Below are 16,796 nucleotides of genomic sequence, written 5' to 3'. Positions count from 1 at the left end.
TAATGGGAAAATATACATTTAGAACTGAATAGTAGCAGGAAACATAATCACTCTACTTTTCTAAATTCTAATTCTCCTCCTTTTGCCACATCATACAAAATAAATTTTGTAGGGTTAAAATATATTACTTCATAACAAACTAGCTTTTCATCACCACTTCCAAAAACTAAAAAATTTCCTTTTTTATTATATGTTCCTTCTTCATCAGGACATTTGTCGTAAATAGCAAAAACTTTATAGGCTTCTTTTAAATTATTTTTTTGCTCATTTTGGTTTGAATAATCAGCATTCAAATTAGAATATATTTTTCTACCTGCAAAAATTAAATATAAATATTGATATTGATTTTCTTGTGAAGAATCTATTACTAACTTCCATTTTCCATCAAAATCAAAATTAGAAGTTTTGATACTTTCTATTTTATCCAAAGAAGTTGTAAAAGTGCTAGAATCAGTAGGTAAAATAGTGTAAAGTTCTTTTTGTTTTTCTTCCTTTTGTTTACTCAAACAAGAAATGCTAAACACTATAGTTCCAAAAAAAAGGGCGGTAAAAATAAAATTTTTAGAAAACATTCAAAAATAAATAATAAGTAAAAAATAACCTCAAAAAAAATGAAACCTGTATTCTATTCTAAGATTGTTATGATGACATTGTATTATTTTTGTTATATTGTTATTACTAGCAGTATTTGTATGTTTGTTTATTTATCAAACTCTACAATAGGTTTTGCTCAGAGCAATTCAAGTCAAAACATAACAAAAGACACACTACTTATATCATCACAAAAAAATCAAAGTAAAAATCAAAAATCATATCCAAACATAATAAACAATGCAAAAAACACAATAAATATACTTTGCAGTTCTAAAATGCAAGGAAGAGGATATGTTAATAATGGAGAACAATTAGCTGCAAGTTACGTTGCAAGAGAATTTGAACAAATAGGATTATTAAAATACAATAATAGTTATTTTCAATCATTTAATCTAAAATCTGTAAATACTTTTCCAAAAAAAGTACAATTAAAATCTAAAGGATATAATTTTCAAGGAGGAAAAGAGTATTTGGTAGCTTCTTTTTCTAATTCAGGAAAAGGAAAAGTAGGAATTTTATATTTAGATTCAGCATTTTTTGAGAGTGATTCGGCACAGATTGCATTTAAAAAAGTGTCATTAAGAAAAAGTGCTGTTATGTATTCAGATAAATGGACAAAAAAAATTCAACTAGAAAATCCTGTTTTTTTAGAAAAAATTCAAGAAGCAAAAGCTGTATTTGTACGAACAGAAAAATTAATTGGTGTCCCTTCACCTGTTGCCTATTCAAAACCTTATTTTGAAGTCTTAGATAGTATTTTTCCTATTTATGAGGCACTTGATTTGATAGATTTAGAAGATTTGAAAACATCTAAAAAAAATAACAAGATAAAAACATTAAAATTTAAGGTAAAATCAAAATTAGTAAATTCTCAGCCTTCTCAAAATGTAATTGGATATATAAAAGGAACAAAAAATCCTAAAAAAGTAATCGTTTTTTCAGCTCATTATGATCATTTGGGTAAGATGGGTAAAGATGTTTATTTTGCTGGTGCAAACGATAATGCTTCTGGTATAGCGATGCTTTTAGAACTAGCAAAATATTATTCAGAAAATCCTCCTGAATATTCTATCTGTTTTATGGCTTTTGGGTCAGAAGAAATTGGTATTTTAGGTTCAATGTTTTATACTCAACATCCTCTTTTTCCATTACAAGATATTAATTTTTTGATAAATTTGGATTTGATAGGAACTGGAGAGAAAGGGGCAACAGTAGTAAATGCAACTATTCATACAAAAGAATTTGAACTCTTAAAAAAGATAAATAAAGAGAAAAGTTATTTAAAAACAATAGAAAGTAGAGGCGAAGCAGCTAATTCTGACCATTATTTTTTTCATAAAAATAGAGTTCCTAGTTTTTATATTTATTTGAATGGAGGAAGTCAAGCCTATCATGATATAAATGATATACCTCAAAATTTATCTCTTTATGCTTTTCAAAATTTATACGAACTTTTAATCGAATTTAGTCACGATATAATTCAAGCAAAGTAATTTAAGGATAAATTGAATTCAAAAAACGAATTAGAAAGTGGAAATTTAAACTCTTAAGACACCTTTGAGGTGTCAGACAGATTCTATTTGCATATAAATAATTTTGCTCAGTTACTTACTATTGTTTTTTTACCGATAAAAACGTATTTTGTGAGATAAAAAAAATAGAGAAGCAAGTTTGGGCTGCTTGTGGTTTTTTATTTTGATAAAGTAATTGAGCAAAATAAAACATATCTAAAAAAACAATTAGAAAGTGGAAGTTTAAACTCTCAAGACACCTTTGAGGTGTCAGACAGATTCCATTTGCATATAAATAATTTTGCTCAGTTACTTACACTTGCATACACACCAACTAAAGAAATTATAAATTATTTATGAGTACGAATACTGCTATTAAAATTCCTGAAAATTTACCTCAAGAAGTATCTACTGCATGGTTGAAAACTTTAGAACTTGCTAAAGAGAGAGAAGTTCCTAAAGATGTTCAGAAAAACATTGAAACTTATTATAAAAATTTTGACCAAAAATATACAGAAGCATTAATAGAACACGTAATCTCTCCTATGTCAGATTATTACTATCGCCCTGTTTTTGTAGGTTTTGATGAGCAAGAAGAAAGAAATAACCCTGAAAGACCTCTAATTTATTATAGTAACCACTCTGGAATGGCTTTTCCTTGGGATGGAATGATTTTTTTAGCCGAAATTTTTAGGCAGTTTGGGTTTCAGAAAAAGAGTATTCGCCCACTGGTTGCACCTATGCTTTCACAGTCAGCTCTCATGAATCCATTTGGTGCTTATAATTTATGGAAAAAGGTAGGTGGTATAGATGCTACCACTCTCAATTTTGAAACGATGATGAACTGTAATGATTACAATATTATGGTTTATCCTGAGGGCGTTCCAGGAATTGGAAAAGGATTCAACAGAAAATATGAAGCACAGCGTTTTTCTACATCTTTTATCCGAATGGCTCTTAAATACAAAACTGATATTATACCTTTTGCTACCGTCAATGGTGAATATATCAATCCTCATACATATAGCATTCCTTGGGTAAATAAATTAGTAAATAAAATTGGAATTCCATTTTTACCAATGGGTATTATTACAGCACTTGTGCCTATTTTTCCTTGGCTTTTTTATACAGGTTTTCCTGCTAAAATGACGTATGTAAAAGGAGAAAGAATTAACCCTTCTGAGCTTTTAGATAAACCTTCTGAAGAAGCAACACAAGAAGATGTAGTCAGAATTAGAGATTATGTCAGAGATAAATTTCAAAAACTACTTGACGAATCAGTAGAAAAATACGGACAAAAACCATTTAATTGGAAAGATTTGAGAGCAGCCAACAAAGGAAAAGAAAAACGAGGAAGTAAAATTCGTTTCTTTCCTTATCTAACACCTATCGGCTGGCCTATGCTTTTTAGTGAATTTGATAGAAAATATAGAAAGTATGAACAAGAAGGTAGAAAAGGCAAATTTACATTGAGAATGCGTAGAAGAGATTTTTTTCCTTTGCTTTTCAGAAATCTGATTACAATATCTTATTTTATTCCTGTTTTGGGATGGATTCCTCTTGCTATCCGTGGATATTCTAAGCCAAAAGGAGAAAAGTAAATAAATTATTTGTAAAGAAAAGATATGCTTTTCCCTTCCTAAACAACATTACAATAAAAAAGGAATTTGAATAAACTTCAAATTCCTTTTTTATTTTCCATAGAATTTATACAAAATATATTTTTGTGACTATTCTATAAATCATCATCATCATCTACTTTTGGCGCACGAATTCCTACTATAAGACTACTCCATTCAGTTGCTTTCCAAATTCCTGCATCATTTTTATGAACACGAACAGGACGAGCCGAATCAGCTCCTGAAGATGGAATAAATAGTTTTATTTCTCCTTCTTTTTCATCTCCACTATATTTGTTGGTAGAATAATCAAATACTAGTTTTCCTGTTGGAAGTTTGTAGCCATTATCTACTGTTGTTCCCTTTACATACGAAAAAGGAACATAAGGAGAGCGTTTGATTTGAGTTTTTATTAAACCTAAATCATTTCTTGAAACAATATAACCTTTATATCCTTCATTTTTAGTGGTTTTAGAAAGTCTTTTTTTATCAGCAGCAATAGTCAAACAAGCTAAACCTAACTCTTCATTTTGGCTGTAAATCATCAAAGCAACAATCATTGTGGTTGCTCCTCCTTCTGGAGTTTTGCTGATTTTATTCCTCATTTCTAAAAATTCTTCTACTGTAGTAGGTAGCTTATCAATCGTAACTGTTCTATCTTTTCCTAAAATAGATTTAGATTCTGAAAAGATTTCCTTTGAAGAATTGGATTGGAATGCACTAAAAAACAGCAATGTAGGAAAAATTACTATTGCTAAGAGGAAAACTTTGGTAATAGATTTCATAGTCTTAAGTGATTAAAAGTTAGTAATAAGTATTTTGGTTAAATTTCGGTTAATAAACACCAAAAATTACACCAAAATCACATTTAATTATTACTTTACTTCTGAGTACACTGGGCAAAATTATTTATAGGTTATAGAAAGTTATAGAAATCTATCTGATATTTTAAAGGTATCTTGAAAGTTTCAATTTCCACTTTCTAATTTTTTTTCAGATATATTTTATTTTGCTCAGTTATTGATATAAAACATGGGTAATAAATTAATCAAAATACTTTTCTCAAAACAAAGTCGTACCCTTACATTTTAGCATATATTTATTACTTTTGTAAACAGTAGAAAAAAATATAGATATTAAATACGGACATTAAACATTTAGAATGAAAAAAGCACTCATTACAGGAATTACAGGACAAGATGGCGCATATATGGCGCAACTTCTTCTCAATAAAGGATATGAAGTTCATGGTATCAAACGCAGAAGTTCACTTTTTAATACCGACCGAATAGACCATTTATATCAAGACCCACATGTCGACGATTATCGTTTTAAGTTGCATTACGGAGACCTTACCGACTCTACCAATTTGATTCGTATCATTCAAGAAGTTCAGCCAGACGAGATTTATAATTTGGGTGCAATGTCGCATGTGAAGGTAAGTTTTGATATGCCTGAATATGTTGCTAATGTGGATGCTATGGGTACTTTGCGTATCTTGGAAGCTGTTCGTATTCTAAATTTGACAGAAAAAACTCGTATTTATCAAGCCTCAACTTCTGAACTATATGGTTTGGTACAGGAAGTTCCTCAGTCTGAAAAAACTCCTTTTTATCCTCGCTCTCCGTATGCAGTAGCCAAAATGTATGGCTATTGGATTACAGTAAACTATAGAGAAGCCTACGGAATGTATGCTTGTAATGGAATTTTGTTCAACCATGAAAGTCCAATTAGAGGAGAAACTTTTGTAACTCGTAAAATTACTCGTGCAACAGCAAGAATTGCCCTTGGATTACAAGACAAAGTATTTTTAGGAAATCTAAATGCAAAACGAGATTGGGGACACGCAAAAGATTATGTAGAAGCCATGTATTTGATTTTGCAACAAGATAAAGCTGAAGATTTTGTAATTGCAACAGGAATCACAACCACAGTAAGAGATTTTTGTAGATTAGCCTTTGCAGAACTTGGTATTGAACTAGAATTTGTAGGCGAAAACGAAGAAGAAAAAGGAATTGTAAAATCGTGTTCGAATCCAGACTATCAAGTGCAAGTAGGAACAGAAGTAATTGCTGTCGATTCTCGTTATTTCCGTCCAACCGAAGTAGATTTACTCATTGGAGACCCTACAAAAGCACAACAAAAACTAGGTTGGAAACCAAAATACAATTTGCAACAACTTGTTACAGATATGATTTTGTCAGATGTTGCCTTATTTAAGAAAGATAAATATCTACAAGAAGGTGGACATAGAATTATGAATTACTATGAATAGTCAGTTATCAGTGAGTAGTTACCAGTAATCAGTTAAATACAGAATGAAATTTTATTAAGTCATATTACTTAGTAATTCGTAATTCTTTTGCCGTTGTTGGTGTCCCCACCAACGAACAAACCAATAAAAAAATGAAAATATACATTGCAGGACATCGTGGAATGGTCGGTTCGGCTATCAAAAAAGAGCTTGAAAAACAAGGATATTCAAATTTTATAGAACGTACTTCAAAACAGCTTGACCTTCGAAACCAACAAGCTGTAAACGATTTTTTTGAAGCTGAAAAGCCTGACTGGGTGTTTTTGGCAGCAGCTAAAGTAGGTGGAATTTGGGCAAATAATACCTATAGAGGCGAGTTTATTTATGATAATTTGATGATGGAAGCAAATATCATTGAAGCAGCACGAAAAACAAATGTCAAAAAACTGATGTTTTTGGGTTCTTCGTGTATTTACCCAAAACTTGCTCCTCAACCTCTTAAAGAAGAATATCTATTGACAGGAGTTTTAGAAGCAACTAATGAACCTTATGCCATTGCCAAAATTGCAGGAATAAAACTCTGTGAAGCATACAGAAGTCAGTATGATTGCAATTTTATTTCGGTTATGCCTACTAATTTATTTGGAGAAGGTGATAATTATGATTTGATGAACTCTCATGTTTTACCTGCTCTTATCCGAAAATTTCATTTAGGAAAATGTTTGGAGCAAAATAACTGGGAAGGAATTAGAAATAATTTACGTCATTTTTTGGTAGAAGGAAAAGATATGAGTGAGCTTCCTGAAAATGACATTTTGGAAGTTTTGAATAAATATGGCATTCGTAAATCAAAAGAGGGAAAAGAAATTGAGGTTGAAGTTTGGGGAACAGGTTCTCCGAAGCGAGAATTTCTTCATGCTGATGATTTGGCAGAAGCCTGTGTTTATTTGATGCACAATTACGACGACCCAAGTCTTGTAAATATCGGAACTGGTGAAGATTTGAGTATCAAAGATTTGGCTTTGCTGGTAAAGAAAATCGTAAATTTTGAAGGAGAATTAGTTTTTGATACTTCAAAACCTGACGGAACACCAAGAAAATTAATGAGTGTGGATAAACTCAATGGTTTGGGCTGGAAACACAAAATTTCTTTAGAAGAAGGAATTAATAAAGTTTATAAAAATGTTTTAGCTGATATAAAAGTGTAAATTAATTGATTTTGTCAGAATACAAAAGATGTATTCTGACAAAATTAGATTTAAAATAGTTAGTTCCCCTTTCTTATTTTTTCTACATTCTTGTTCATTTTATGTCTGACTATTTTTTGAAAAATAAATTTCTTAAAGAAACCTAAGTTTTGTTGATGTTTTTTGTAAAACTCATCAGGTGTGTCGAATAAACCAAAATCTTGATTAATTCCTTTATCTTGAATGTAAGTGTTATTTAAATTCCATTCAATTTCTGGGTTCTCAAAATTATCTGTATAAGCTCCATATCCACAAAAAGTAGTTTTGCAGGTTGCATTTTCCTTTTGTAACTGAGACAAATATTCTTTGTCTAAAATGACTCCTTCCAAAAAATACCAATTATCATTTACATAGACTTCTACCCAACTATGTAAAATATTTTTTGGCGATAATTGATACCAAATTCCTGTAATTGCTCCTTTTTGTAATGCTTTATCAATCGTAAAACCGTGAATTCTGTTTGGTATTTTACACGCTCTAAGTAAAGCCATAAGTAAAGTTGCCTTTGTATTACATTGTCCGTAACCCTCTTTCAAAATCTGTGAAGCTGAAATGTCATCAGCTTTATTGTAACCAAATTTAATTTCATCACGAACATAATTATAAATAGATTTGACTTGATTGATAGAATTCATCTTGAGCCAATTTCTTTCCTTAACTAAATTCTGAATGTTTTTAGCTGAGTAATTTAAAATAGCTGTTTCTTTGAGATAATTTTCTGAAAGATTTAAAGATTGAGATATTTCAATTTCTTTTATGTTAGTATCCATAGCTTTAGAATTGTAATTTTATAAAAATTGAGAGAACAGAAATAAAACCTATTCTCTTTGTTTATCCTTACAAAATTGCAGTATATCTTGACTCTAAAATTGTATAAACTGGCTAAGTTTTACTTTGCTATTGATTGATTTGAAAATAATTTAAAAAATTTAGGGGTAACGCCAAAGGTTTCATTGAAAGTTCGTGTATAATGTGAACTATCCGTAAAACCAAAAGTATGGGCTGTTTCAGTAATTGAATGAGAAGAAAGGTAAGGAAGTGAAAAAATAAGTTTGTTCCAAAGCTGGTATCTCCTAAAATTCAATTTTGTTTTCTCTTTGAATAAATGCAAAAAACGAGTAGAAGAGAGCGCACAAAAATCAGCCATTTGTTCCATTGAAAGTGTTTTTTCAAAATTACTATCCATAAAGTCAATTGCTTTTTTTATTCTGTCATCTTCCAAATGGTTATTATTTTCACAATTGCATTGATATTCTAATAAACTCTTTTTTATTTCTTTACAAAAATTATCAAATGTAATTTGCTCATCTTCATAGTTTTTCAAAATTTTAAATAAGCTATTTCGTAGATTTTCTGACAAAAAACTAACTTTAGATGTATCATACTTTATATAAAATTGATGTCCTAAACAGCTCAATGGATTTATTAAAATAATAAGCTGTTTTTCTGAATTACTAATTTGATGTTTCACTCTTGAAGGAATAAAAAAATTGGTTTGTTCGTAAGTCTTTTGCTCTGTTTTCAAAATTATCTCATCATGAATCGACAAACTGATTTGTAGAGCATAATGACGATGCAATTTATTGTCATTCAATTTTCCATAAAAAAGACCAAACTGTTTTTCAAAATAAAATTTATTATTCATAGTATTACAAAACTACATTTCAATGAAAATACAATCTGAATAAGCTGTTTTTATTCCTTTCTTAGTATTAAATTCTAGTTTTTTGAGTTTTTCGAAATCAAAGTGTTGTAAATAATCTTCAATAATAGGCTGAATAAAATCAATTTCAGATTTTAGTTTTTGATGATTTCCTTCTTTTTCACATAAAATTAAAAATAAACGATTTTGTAAATGAAATCGTTTTTGTTTCGACTGATTTTTATAGAGCCATTTGAGTAAATCTGTTGGATTCTTTTTAGCAAATTCTATAGTTTGATTGTATTTTTTTGGAAAAACGCTTGTTTTATGGTCGAAGGCAATTTCATCAATCCAAAAATCTATATAGTGATGATAAGGATCTGAATGAGGTTTTACATTTGGATAGTTGCAAAAAATATATTCAATTCCCTTTGCAGACCAGAAATTATACCAGCGATTAAGCGCATAAATACGCAAATCATCAAAATTTGACTCTGTGTAAAATTTATCTTTGATTTGATTTTCTAAAGTTTGGAAATGTCTTACTTTGTAAATAAAATTAGTTTGCTTATCCCAAATGTTATTTTGTTTTCTACCTCAATTTTCTATAAATGGATAACATTTTTTGAGTTGAGTTTGTAAGCGTTTCAAATGCAATTCCATAAAGTAGAGATAGTTTTAGTGATTTTGATTTGGAACTATTTTTTTATCAAAAGAAGGCAAATGAAGACTAAAAGTAGTTTTATCTCTAGTTGATTCTAACAAAATTACAGAGCCATGTAGTTTGTAAGCAGCCAGTTGTGTAGTATAAAGTTCTGTTCCTGTCGATTCATCAAGATTAGCTACTTTGTGAAACAAATTAAAAATCAGATGATAATTAGATGTTGGAATTTCTATTCCATTGTAAGTAATAATAATTTCTAAATCCGTTGATTTTTGAAAAATTTGTAGTTGAATATATGATTTTTTATTTTCTTTACTATCTATATGTTTAATTGAAAACTCAAACAAGTTTTTTAAGATTGTTTTGAAAATGGCTATATCGGTATAAAATTTAACTTCTTTTGTTTCAGATTCTATAATAAATTCTGTTTTTGAGTAATTAGAAAGAAAACCTAATGTTTTATAGACCCGTTCAATTTCATATATAATATCAAACTCAGCAGGTTGGGCAACTTCATTTTTGAGCATATTTATATATAAGAGATTCTCCAAAATATTATTCATTTCAGAAGAAGTCTTTCCTATTCTTTGTAAATATTCTATAGCTACTGGGTCTTTTACTTCTAAATTGGCAACTTGACACAAACCTAAAAGTCGTACAATAGGACCTTTCAAATCATGAGAAGCTCTATATACAAACTGATCTAGTTCAGAGTGAGTAGCTAAAAGTTGTGAATAGGCATTTCTGACATCTGTAGTACGTTGATCTATCTTTTTTTCAAGTTTTTTATTTTGAATAGAAATCAATCTTTTAGCATTTTCTAACTCTGTCGAATGCTTAATTACCTCTTCATTTATCAGCGATAATTTATTGTGTAACCTATCACTAATTTTTGTCAGAAATTTCATATCAGCTAACATATCAGCATAATCTAAAGCAAGATGTGCATAAGCTGTTTTCCACTCTTCAGAAGTTAATTCTTTATTGAGAAGTAATTGGGCTTGCTCTGCAATATGTTGCTCTTTTTCAAACATTAGGATAAAAATATTTCTTTAAACACTATTAAAATAATACATTTATTTTAAAACATAAATTTTGAAATAAAAAGCTGTGTATGTTTTAACCTAAATATATAAAAAATAGCTTTATTTTACGAATATTTTTCTATTCAGATTACAGATTTTATCTCATCGCATCAGCAGCTTCGGTAGTTGCTCCACGCCAAGCAGGAAAAAGAGTTGCAGCCAAATAAGGCACAACAGAAAGCGAAAAAATACTTAAAATATCTCCCAAACTAACAAAAGGTTGCAAATCATAAGCAGGATAAAGCACTGACCAGCCCACCAAAAAAGGCTTCAAAATAGGAGAGTTAAAAACAAAAACATGAATATAAGCTAAAATAATTCCTACTAAAGTCGCTGTAACTGACAAAATCATGCCTTCAGTAAGTTTCAAAAACAAAACATCATTGATTTGCCAGCCGATAGCCTTCAAAATACCTAGTTCTTTTTTTTCATTGCTACTTAGTCCTGAAGCTCGTTCCCACATTAAGAGCAAAAAAGCCAAAACAGAAAGCAAAGAGCCATAAATAAAAATTCCTCCTCGCCAGCTAAAAAGTGTTTGATAAGTAGAAGAAAGTTGAGCTAACGTAACAACACGCAAAGATGGAAAACGAGCATCTATTTTTTTTCCAATATTCTCTATTTCTTCTGGATTATAAATTTCGACGGCAATATCTGTACAAAGAGAATCTTTTAGTCCTATTATTTTTTGAGTTTCTTTTATGGGTAAAATAATCAAATCTTTAGTCAGTAAATCTGATTTTGCTCCAAAAGTACCTACAATTTCATAACTCACTTTTTTTCCATTGGCATCATTCAAGGAAAGAAAATCGCCTAATTGAAGTTGGCGAGTTTCCAAAATCCCTGTGCCTACTAAAACGCCATTTTGGAATATATTTTTATCTATACTTTTGACTTTGTTTTTCAGATTATTTTCAATTTCATTTTTAATATTAGAATTGAAATCTAAAAAACCTATTTCTTCATTTGGAAAATCACTTCCCATAACTGTCAAGACTGCGCCTGTTGCATCATCAAAGAAATATCCCCAATATCTTGGAAAAACTCTTTTGACTCCTCTAATTTTTGAAATAGAATCTTGCAAATCTACTGACATCGGAACAAGCCGTCCACCTTGCAACTGCTGTACCCATAAAGGAGGCAAATCTTGCAATGTCTGTGAGGTTTCAGTTTTCAGACTACTTGTAAAAAAAACTACTGAAGCATAAAAACCTACTACCAAAGCATAAATAACAATTAAGGCAATTTGTTTTTTCCAGCTTCGAAGCAAAGACAAAACAGCATAGTTTAGGATATTCATATTTACTCAATTACGGATTACGGATTACGGATTACAAAAAATTACAAATCAATGATTTAAAAAATCGTAATTCGTAATTTTTAATCCGTAATTGATTTTTACTTCTGTTGTTTCAAAATCACTTCTGCTTGCTGTTCACTTACCCAACCAACAATTTTACGAATAATCTTTCCTTCTTCATCTATAAAAAAATTAGTTGGCAGCTCTTCTACTTTATACAAATCTGAAATTTTTCCATCTGCATCGATAAGCATTGGAAAAGTAGCTCCAAATTGTTCTTTGAATTTTTCAGAGGCTTCCTTGGGTTGTTTTACATTGATTGCCAAAATTTCTAAGCCTTCTTTTTGAAGTTTCTCATAATAGTCTTGTGTTTCTGGAAACTCCTGTTTACAAGTTGGACACCAATCAGCCCAAAAATAAAGCATCACTACTTTACCATTTTTAGTGTGTTTTTCTATTGTTTGAGAGTTTCCTTCTACATCTGTTGTTACAAAACTTGGTGCAGGCTCACCTTTATCAAATGGTGTTTTTTCAGCACACGAAAACAGAAAAGTAGATAACAATAAGAGTATAAGTAGTTTATTCATTTTTTATTTATTTAATAATACTAAGAACTAAGAAGTCTAAAGCAACAAGGCAAACTAAAGTTTGCTCTTTATTTCTGTAATTACAAAGTTAGGTTTTAATACGCTTTACAACAAAAAAAACAAACCTTATAAAAGTTTAAAAAGCTTTTATAAGGTTTAAGGATTAAATAAACTACTATTTTCAAACATTTAATTAACTGGTAATCAATAAATTAAATTCGTAATTATTCTTAAGGTTTGTTACTACACCCTTTGAGTTATTTTATTTTAAAGCAATTTCTTTTCTTTTAAGATTATCAAATTCCTTAGTACGTTTTTGCATCCACTCTTTCAGATTGGCATCACGTTTAGCAATAATTTCCTCTTGTGTTTTATCATAACCATAAACATCTTTTGCAAAATGAACTCTTCCATCATCATCTACCCAAGTAGTCCAATAAACAATATGAACTACCCATTGTCTATCTAAATATACATTTGTTGTATTGCCACTATACATCGTTTCATGTATTTTTTCAGGCGTCCATTTTTCAGCTTTTTCTTTAAGTAAATAATTAGCTAATTTTTCAGGCTCAAAAAGACGAATACATCCATGACTCAAGGCTCTGTTTGCTTCTCCAAAACGAGTAGAAGGTGTATCATGCATATATACATTGTTTGCATTTGGAAAAATAAATTTTACTCTTCCTAGTGCATTCCCTGCTCCTGAATTTTGAACAATAGAATAATTCCCCATGTTTCTTACATTACTCCAGTTTACTGAACTTGGACTAATTTCTTTTACTCCACTGCTTGTACGTTGGTATATACTAAAATTATTTCTTGTAAAATAACTTCCTCCACGACGAAGTTTTGGTAACATCTCATTTGTCATAATACTTACAGGAACATGCCATTTGGGACTCAAAACAATATATTTCATAGTATCCATAAACAAAGGTGTTTCATGGAAAGATTGTCCTACCATTACTTTAGTTTCGAAACTACGTTTCCCATAATCATACAAACGCATCCAATAAGAAGGAACATTGACAATTATATAATTATCTCCCAACGAATCACTCAACCATCTTAAACGCTCCATATTGAGTTCGATTTGTAATAATCGTTCCTCTGCTGAGGTAGCCATTTCTCTGAGTAAATTCATTCCTACTACTCCATCTCTTTCTAAAGTATGACGTTCTTGAAAATTCTTTACAGCTTCACGAAGTTTGTCATCATAGATTTGTGAAGTATCTGCAACTTGATTCTCAGAAAGTTTCAAATCTCCTGTTTTACTCAAAATATTTCTAATTGTAGGCACAAGTACATGATGATTGAATTCTTCTGTACTATCTATTTTTAATTTTTGATAATCTTCCAAATTAATTTTTTCCCATCCTCCTTCTTTTACTATTTTTTTATATTCTTCTCTAGCATTTTTGAGTTTATCATAAAGTTCATATTGAGGCTCTGCTTTTTTGATAATATCATCAATAGTATTATTTTGGACAGCACTATAAAGTTCATCTACTAAGTCGGCAGGTTCATATTTTTCTACCCACGTATTTACTTCTCCATCTACTTCATTTGGTTTTACTCGTCCTGCATGGGTATGATTAAGATAAGTCAGAGCCATTGCTGTTGTAAAAACATCTAGCTTCATCAGTTTTGGCAAATCATATTCTCCTTCTGTTCCCAAAAGTGAGTTTTGTATTTCGTCTATATCAGCAAGCGAATAGGCATCTTCATTTAATCCTTCTGAACCTGCATTTTTGAGATAACCCATTAAGGATTGTGTATGAGGTAAAACCGTTGTGGCAGAATACCAAGCAGGTTGAAAATTATTTTTTTGATAAAATAAGTAAATTTGTTCTTGTAAAAATTGTCTAGCAAAAGAATCAGGAAAATAAAGTTGACTTTGTTTGGCATTTACTAATTGCTTTACCCAAATTTGAGCTTCTTCTGCATCAATTTCTGTTTCTGGAATTAGATAAGCAATATCAATTTCTTCTGTGCTATGTCCAAATTTGTCTCGCTTACAAGAAGAAAAGAAGAGTAAAGAAATAATGAATAAAAAAGCATAGTTATGGCTTTTTTTATAAAATAAAGCGTAGTTCATAGAAAATAAGGTTGAAAAATTACTAGATAAAAAAATGAGAATTTGCATAGGCTGCAAAATCCGTACCTATATATACGGTTTTGTGAGCAAAAAGTTTTAGAAGAAAATAAATCAAAGGTAATCTAATGTATACATTTCAATATTAATTAACTATTCTTATCGTAATGGTTTTGTAATAGTCTATTCATTGTTTTGTATTTTTGTGAAAAATTACTTTTACTTATTTGTTTTATATAGAATTGGTTATGTTAAAGAATTATCGTCTTTCTTTTTGGTTACGTCTTTGGATATTTTGGTTGCTTTATTTTGCCCTTCATCGTACTGTATTTTTTATTTATAATCACTCTGTTTTTGATGAATATCCATTTTCAGAGCAGTTACAAGCATTTTGGGAAGCTATTCATTTGGATTTTTCTACAGCAGGTTATTTAATTACTATTCCAACACTTCTATTAATTGGATATATTTTTTCTGTAAAATTTATTAATAGGTTTAATTATTTACTAATTATTTTAATAGGAATAATTAATGTTACTGATACATTGCTTTATCATGAATGGGGCTATAAACTCAATGCCTATGCGCTTTCCTTTTTGCTTTATCCTACCCAAATGATGGCATCTATTACTACTTCACAGCTACTGCTTTCTATTGTTTTGGAAGTTAGTCTGATTAGTTTTGGCATTTTAATGTATAGATTTATATTAAAATTAGGAGTAGATACACCAAAACAGTTTGAAAAATTTAATTTCAATAAGAGCATCATGTATTCAGTAGGTTATGGAATGGTTTGGTTTTTGGTGGCAGCACTTACGTTTTTGGCTATTCGTGGAAGTTTGGGACTTGCACCTATCAATCAAAGTTCGGCTTATTATTCTGTTCATGCTCCTCTCAATCATCTAGCTACCAACACTTCTTGGAATTTATTATTCAATATTTTGAAAAGTAATAAAGCCAGCAAACAAGCAGGAATTACTTATTTTGATGAAAAAACGATTCAAGAAAATTTAAAAGAAATTTATAAATCAAATCCGAAAGAACAAGAAAAAATTCTTCGTTATACTCGTCCTAATGTAGTTTTGGTAATCTTAGAAAGTTATACTTCTGATGTCGTTGAAACACTGGGAGGAGAAAAAGGAATTGCACCTCATTTTTCTAAATTGACTCAAGAAGGGATATTATTTGATAGTATTTATTCTACTGCTGACCGAACTGACAAAGGTGTAGTAGGAGTTTTGAGTGGCTATCCTGCTCAAAAACTTTCTTCTATTATCAAAGAACCACAAAAATTTGAAAAACTTCCTGCTTTACCTTCTGTTTTTAAAGAAAAAGGATATTCTACTTCTGTTTATTATGGGGGAGAATCGGAGTACGCCAACTTTAAAGCATACTGGCATCAGGCAGGTTTTGATAAAATTATTGATGAGAATGAGTTTGAAGAAAAAGATAAAAACTCTAAATGGGGGGCACATGACCATATTGTCTTTGAAAAAGTAATCAAAGATTTGAATACTCAAAAAGCTCCTTTTTTTACAACTGTCTTGACTTTAAGCTGCCATGAGCCTTTCGAAACACCTATAGAAACTCCTTATGATGAAATTGCCAAAACAGAAACAGACAAAGATAAAAAAGAGGCTAACTTATTTAGAAAAGCTGCCTATTATGCCGATTGGAGTGTAAATAAGTTTATGGAAGCAGCAAAAAAACAATCTTGGTATGACCAAACTTTATTTGTTTTTGTTGCAGACCATGGACACCGACTTCCAAAAATGTATAAAGATACCCACCGAAGTGAAAAATACAGAATTCCATTGCTTTTCTATGGAAATGCTATTTCAGAAGAGTTTTTAGCTACAAGAAATTCAAGGATAGGTTCTCAAACTGATATTGCTACTACCCTTCTAGGACAATTAGGAGTAGAAACTTCACAGTTTGAATGGGGAAAAGATTTATTAAACCCATCTTCAAAGCAGTTTGCTTTTTATTGTTATGATGAGGGAATGACTTGGATTACTCCAAATGGCTCATTGCGTTATGTAGAAACTACAAAAGATGCACAAGTAATAACTAAAACAGAAGGTATAAATAAAAATGTACTTTTAGAAGAATTACCCTTTGCTAAAAGTTATTTACAAGCTCTTTTGGAAGATTATGCAGAAAAATAAACTGATTAGTATGTCATTTTTGTTAAATAT

Annotated in this window: 14 protein-coding genes; 5 read left to right on the top strand and 9 right to left on the bottom strand. The window is 30.1% G+C overall.

What is annotated here, in order from left to right; all coding sequences use genetic code 11:
• Positions 1-47 precede the first annotated feature (47 nt).
• Positions 48-506 carry a hypothetical protein gene (locus tag V9L04_RS18830; protein ID WP_338791470.1) on the bottom strand — a complete coding sequence of 153 codons (459 nt, stop codon included), beginning with the start codon at positions 504-506 and terminating at the stop codon, positions 48-50.
• A 105-nt stretch (positions 507-611) separates the two neighbouring features.
• Between V9L04_RS18830 and V9L04_RS18825 the strand changes: the two genes are divergently transcribed.
• Positions 612-2,087, top strand: coding sequence for a M28 family peptidase (locus tag V9L04_RS18825; protein ID WP_338791469.1), 1,476 nt, complete (start codon positions 612-614; stop codon positions 2,085-2,087).
• A gap of 374 nt (positions 2,088-2,461) precedes the next feature.
• Complete coding sequence (locus V9L04_RS18820) at positions 2,462-3,706, top strand: hypothetical protein (RefSeq protein ID WP_338791468.1); 1,245 nt, start codon at positions 2,462-2,464, stop codon at positions 3,704-3,706.
• Between the two features lie 134 nt (positions 3,707-3,840).
• Here the strand turns inward: V9L04_RS18820 and V9L04_RS18815 are convergent, their stop codons facing one another.
• Positions 3,841-4,509 (bottom strand): hypothetical protein, encoded by a 669-nt coding sequence (locus tag V9L04_RS18815; RefSeq protein ID WP_338791467.1) that lies wholly within the window; start codon positions 4,507-4,509, stop codon positions 3,841-3,843.
• A 377-nt stretch (positions 4,510-4,886) separates the two neighbouring features.
• Here V9L04_RS18815 and gmd point away from each other — a divergent pair, with 377 nt between their 5' ends.
• Positions 4,887-5,999 carry a GDP-mannose 4,6-dehydratase gene (gene gmd, locus V9L04_RS18810; RefSeq protein ID WP_338791466.1) on the top strand — a complete coding sequence of 371 codons (1,113 nt, stop codon included), beginning with the start codon at positions 4,887-4,889 and terminating at the stop codon, positions 5,997-5,999.
• 131 nt (positions 6,000-6,130) lie between these two features.
• Positions 6,131-7,186, top strand: a complete 1,056-nt coding sequence (locus V9L04_RS18805) for a GDP-L-fucose synthase (protein WP_338791465.1) — start codon at positions 6,131-6,133, stop codon at positions 7,184-7,186.
• 59 nt (positions 7,187-7,245) lie between these two features.
• Here the strand turns inward: V9L04_RS18805 and V9L04_RS18800 are convergent, their stop codons facing one another.
• The 7 genes from V9L04_RS18800 to V9L04_RS18770 all read right to left on the bottom strand — a co-directional run bounded on the left by V9L04_RS18800 (position 7,246) and on the right by V9L04_RS18770 (position 14,601).
• Complete coding sequence (locus V9L04_RS18800) at positions 7,246-7,995, bottom strand: transglutaminase family protein (RefSeq protein WP_338791464.1); 750 nt, start codon at positions 7,993-7,995, stop codon at positions 7,246-7,248.
• A 119-nt stretch (positions 7,996-8,114) separates the two neighbouring features.
• On the bottom strand, positions 8,115-8,870 hold the full coding sequence (locus V9L04_RS18795) for an AraC family transcriptional regulator (protein ID WP_338791463.1): 756 nt from the start codon (positions 8,868-8,870) through the stop codon (positions 8,115-8,117).
• Between the two features lie 12 nt (positions 8,871-8,882).
• A complete protein-coding gene (locus tag V9L04_RS18790; RefSeq protein WP_338791462.1) occupies positions 8,883-9,344 on the bottom strand; it encodes a hypothetical protein in 462 nt (153 codons plus the stop codon).
• 201 nt (positions 9,345-9,545) lie between these two features.
• A complete protein-coding gene (locus tag V9L04_RS18785) occupies positions 9,546-10,565 on the bottom strand; it encodes a HAMP domain-containing sensor histidine kinase (RefSeq protein ID WP_338791461.1) in 1,020 nt (339 codons plus the stop codon).
• A 148-nt stretch (positions 10,566-10,713) separates the two neighbouring features.
• Complete coding sequence (locus V9L04_RS18780; protein WP_338791460.1) at positions 10,714-11,913, bottom strand: FtsX-like permease family protein; 1,200 nt, start codon at positions 11,911-11,913, stop codon at positions 10,714-10,716.
• A 98-nt stretch (positions 11,914-12,011) separates the two neighbouring features.
• Positions 12,012-12,500 (bottom strand): redoxin domain-containing protein, encoded by a 489-nt coding sequence (locus tag V9L04_RS18775; RefSeq protein WP_338791459.1) that lies wholly within the window; start codon positions 12,498-12,500, stop codon positions 12,012-12,014.
• A gap of 262 nt (positions 12,501-12,762) precedes the next feature.
• The gene (locus V9L04_RS18770; protein WP_338791458.1) at positions 12,763-14,601 is read right to left on the bottom strand and encodes a L,D-transpeptidase family protein; all 1,839 of its coding nucleotides are present in this window, start codon (positions 14,599-14,601) and stop codon (positions 12,763-12,765) included.
• A gap of 245 nt (positions 14,602-14,846) precedes the next feature.
• On the opposite strand from V9L04_RS18770, the gene V9L04_RS18765 reads away from it, so the two are divergent.
• On the top strand, positions 14,847-16,766 hold the full coding sequence (locus tag V9L04_RS18765) for a sulfatase-like hydrolase/transferase (RefSeq protein WP_338791457.1): 1,920 nt from the start codon (positions 14,847-14,849) through the stop codon (positions 16,764-16,766).
• Positions 16,767-16,796: the final 30 nt, after the last annotated feature.

It is taken from the genome of Bernardetia sp. MNP-M8 (genome assembly GCF_037126285.1).
Classification (GTDB): Bacteria; Bacteroidota; Bacteroidia; order Cytophagales; family Bernardetiaceae; genus Bernardetia.
This window is presented reverse-complemented; position numbering and strand designations above follow the sequence as displayed.

Excerpts from the sequence above, each read along its gene's own strand:
- V9L04_RS18820 (WP_338791468.1), top strand. The coding sequence starts at position 2,462 with ATGAGTACGAATACTGCTATTAAAATTCCTGAAAATTTACCTCAAGAA.
- V9L04_RS18825 (WP_338791469.1), top strand. The coding sequence starts at position 612 with ATGAAACCTGTATTCTATTCTAAGATTGTTATGATGACATTGTATTAT.
- V9L04_RS18775 (WP_338791459.1), bottom strand. The coding sequence starts at position 12,500 with ATGAATAAACTACTTATACTCTTATTGTTATCTACTTTTCTGTTTTCG.
- V9L04_RS18780 (WP_338791460.1), bottom strand. The coding sequence starts at position 11,913 with ATGAATATCCTAAACTATGCTGTTTTGTCTTTGCTTCGAAGCTGGAAA.
- V9L04_RS18795 (WP_338791463.1), bottom strand. The coding sequence starts at position 8,870 with ATGAATAATAAATTTTATTTTGAAAAACAGTTTGGTCTTTTTTATGGA.
- V9L04_RS18770 (WP_338791458.1), bottom strand. The coding sequence starts at position 14,601 with ATGAACTACGCTTTATTTTATAAAAAAAGCCATAACTATGCTTTTTTA.
- V9L04_RS18800 (WP_338791464.1), bottom strand. The coding sequence starts at position 7,995 with ATGGATACTAACATAAAAGAAATTGAAATATCTCAATCTTTAAATCTT.
- V9L04_RS18785 (WP_338791461.1), bottom strand. The coding sequence starts at position 10,565 with ATGTTTGAAAAAGAGCAACATATTGCAGAGCAAGCCCAATTACTTCTC.
- V9L04_RS18805 (WP_338791465.1), top strand. The coding sequence starts at position 6,131 with ATGAAAATATACATTGCAGGACATCGTGGAATGGTCGGTTCGGCTATC.
- gmd (WP_338791466.1), top strand. The coding sequence starts at position 4,887 with ATGAAAAAAGCACTCATTACAGGAATTACAGGACAAGATGGCGCATAT.
- V9L04_RS18815 (WP_338791467.1), bottom strand. The coding sequence starts at position 4,509 with ATGAAATCTATTACCAAAGTTTTCCTCTTAGCAATAGTAATTTTTCCT.
- V9L04_RS18765 (WP_338791457.1), top strand. The coding sequence starts at position 14,847 with ATGTTAAAGAATTATCGTCTTTCTTTTTGGTTACGTCTTTGGATATTT.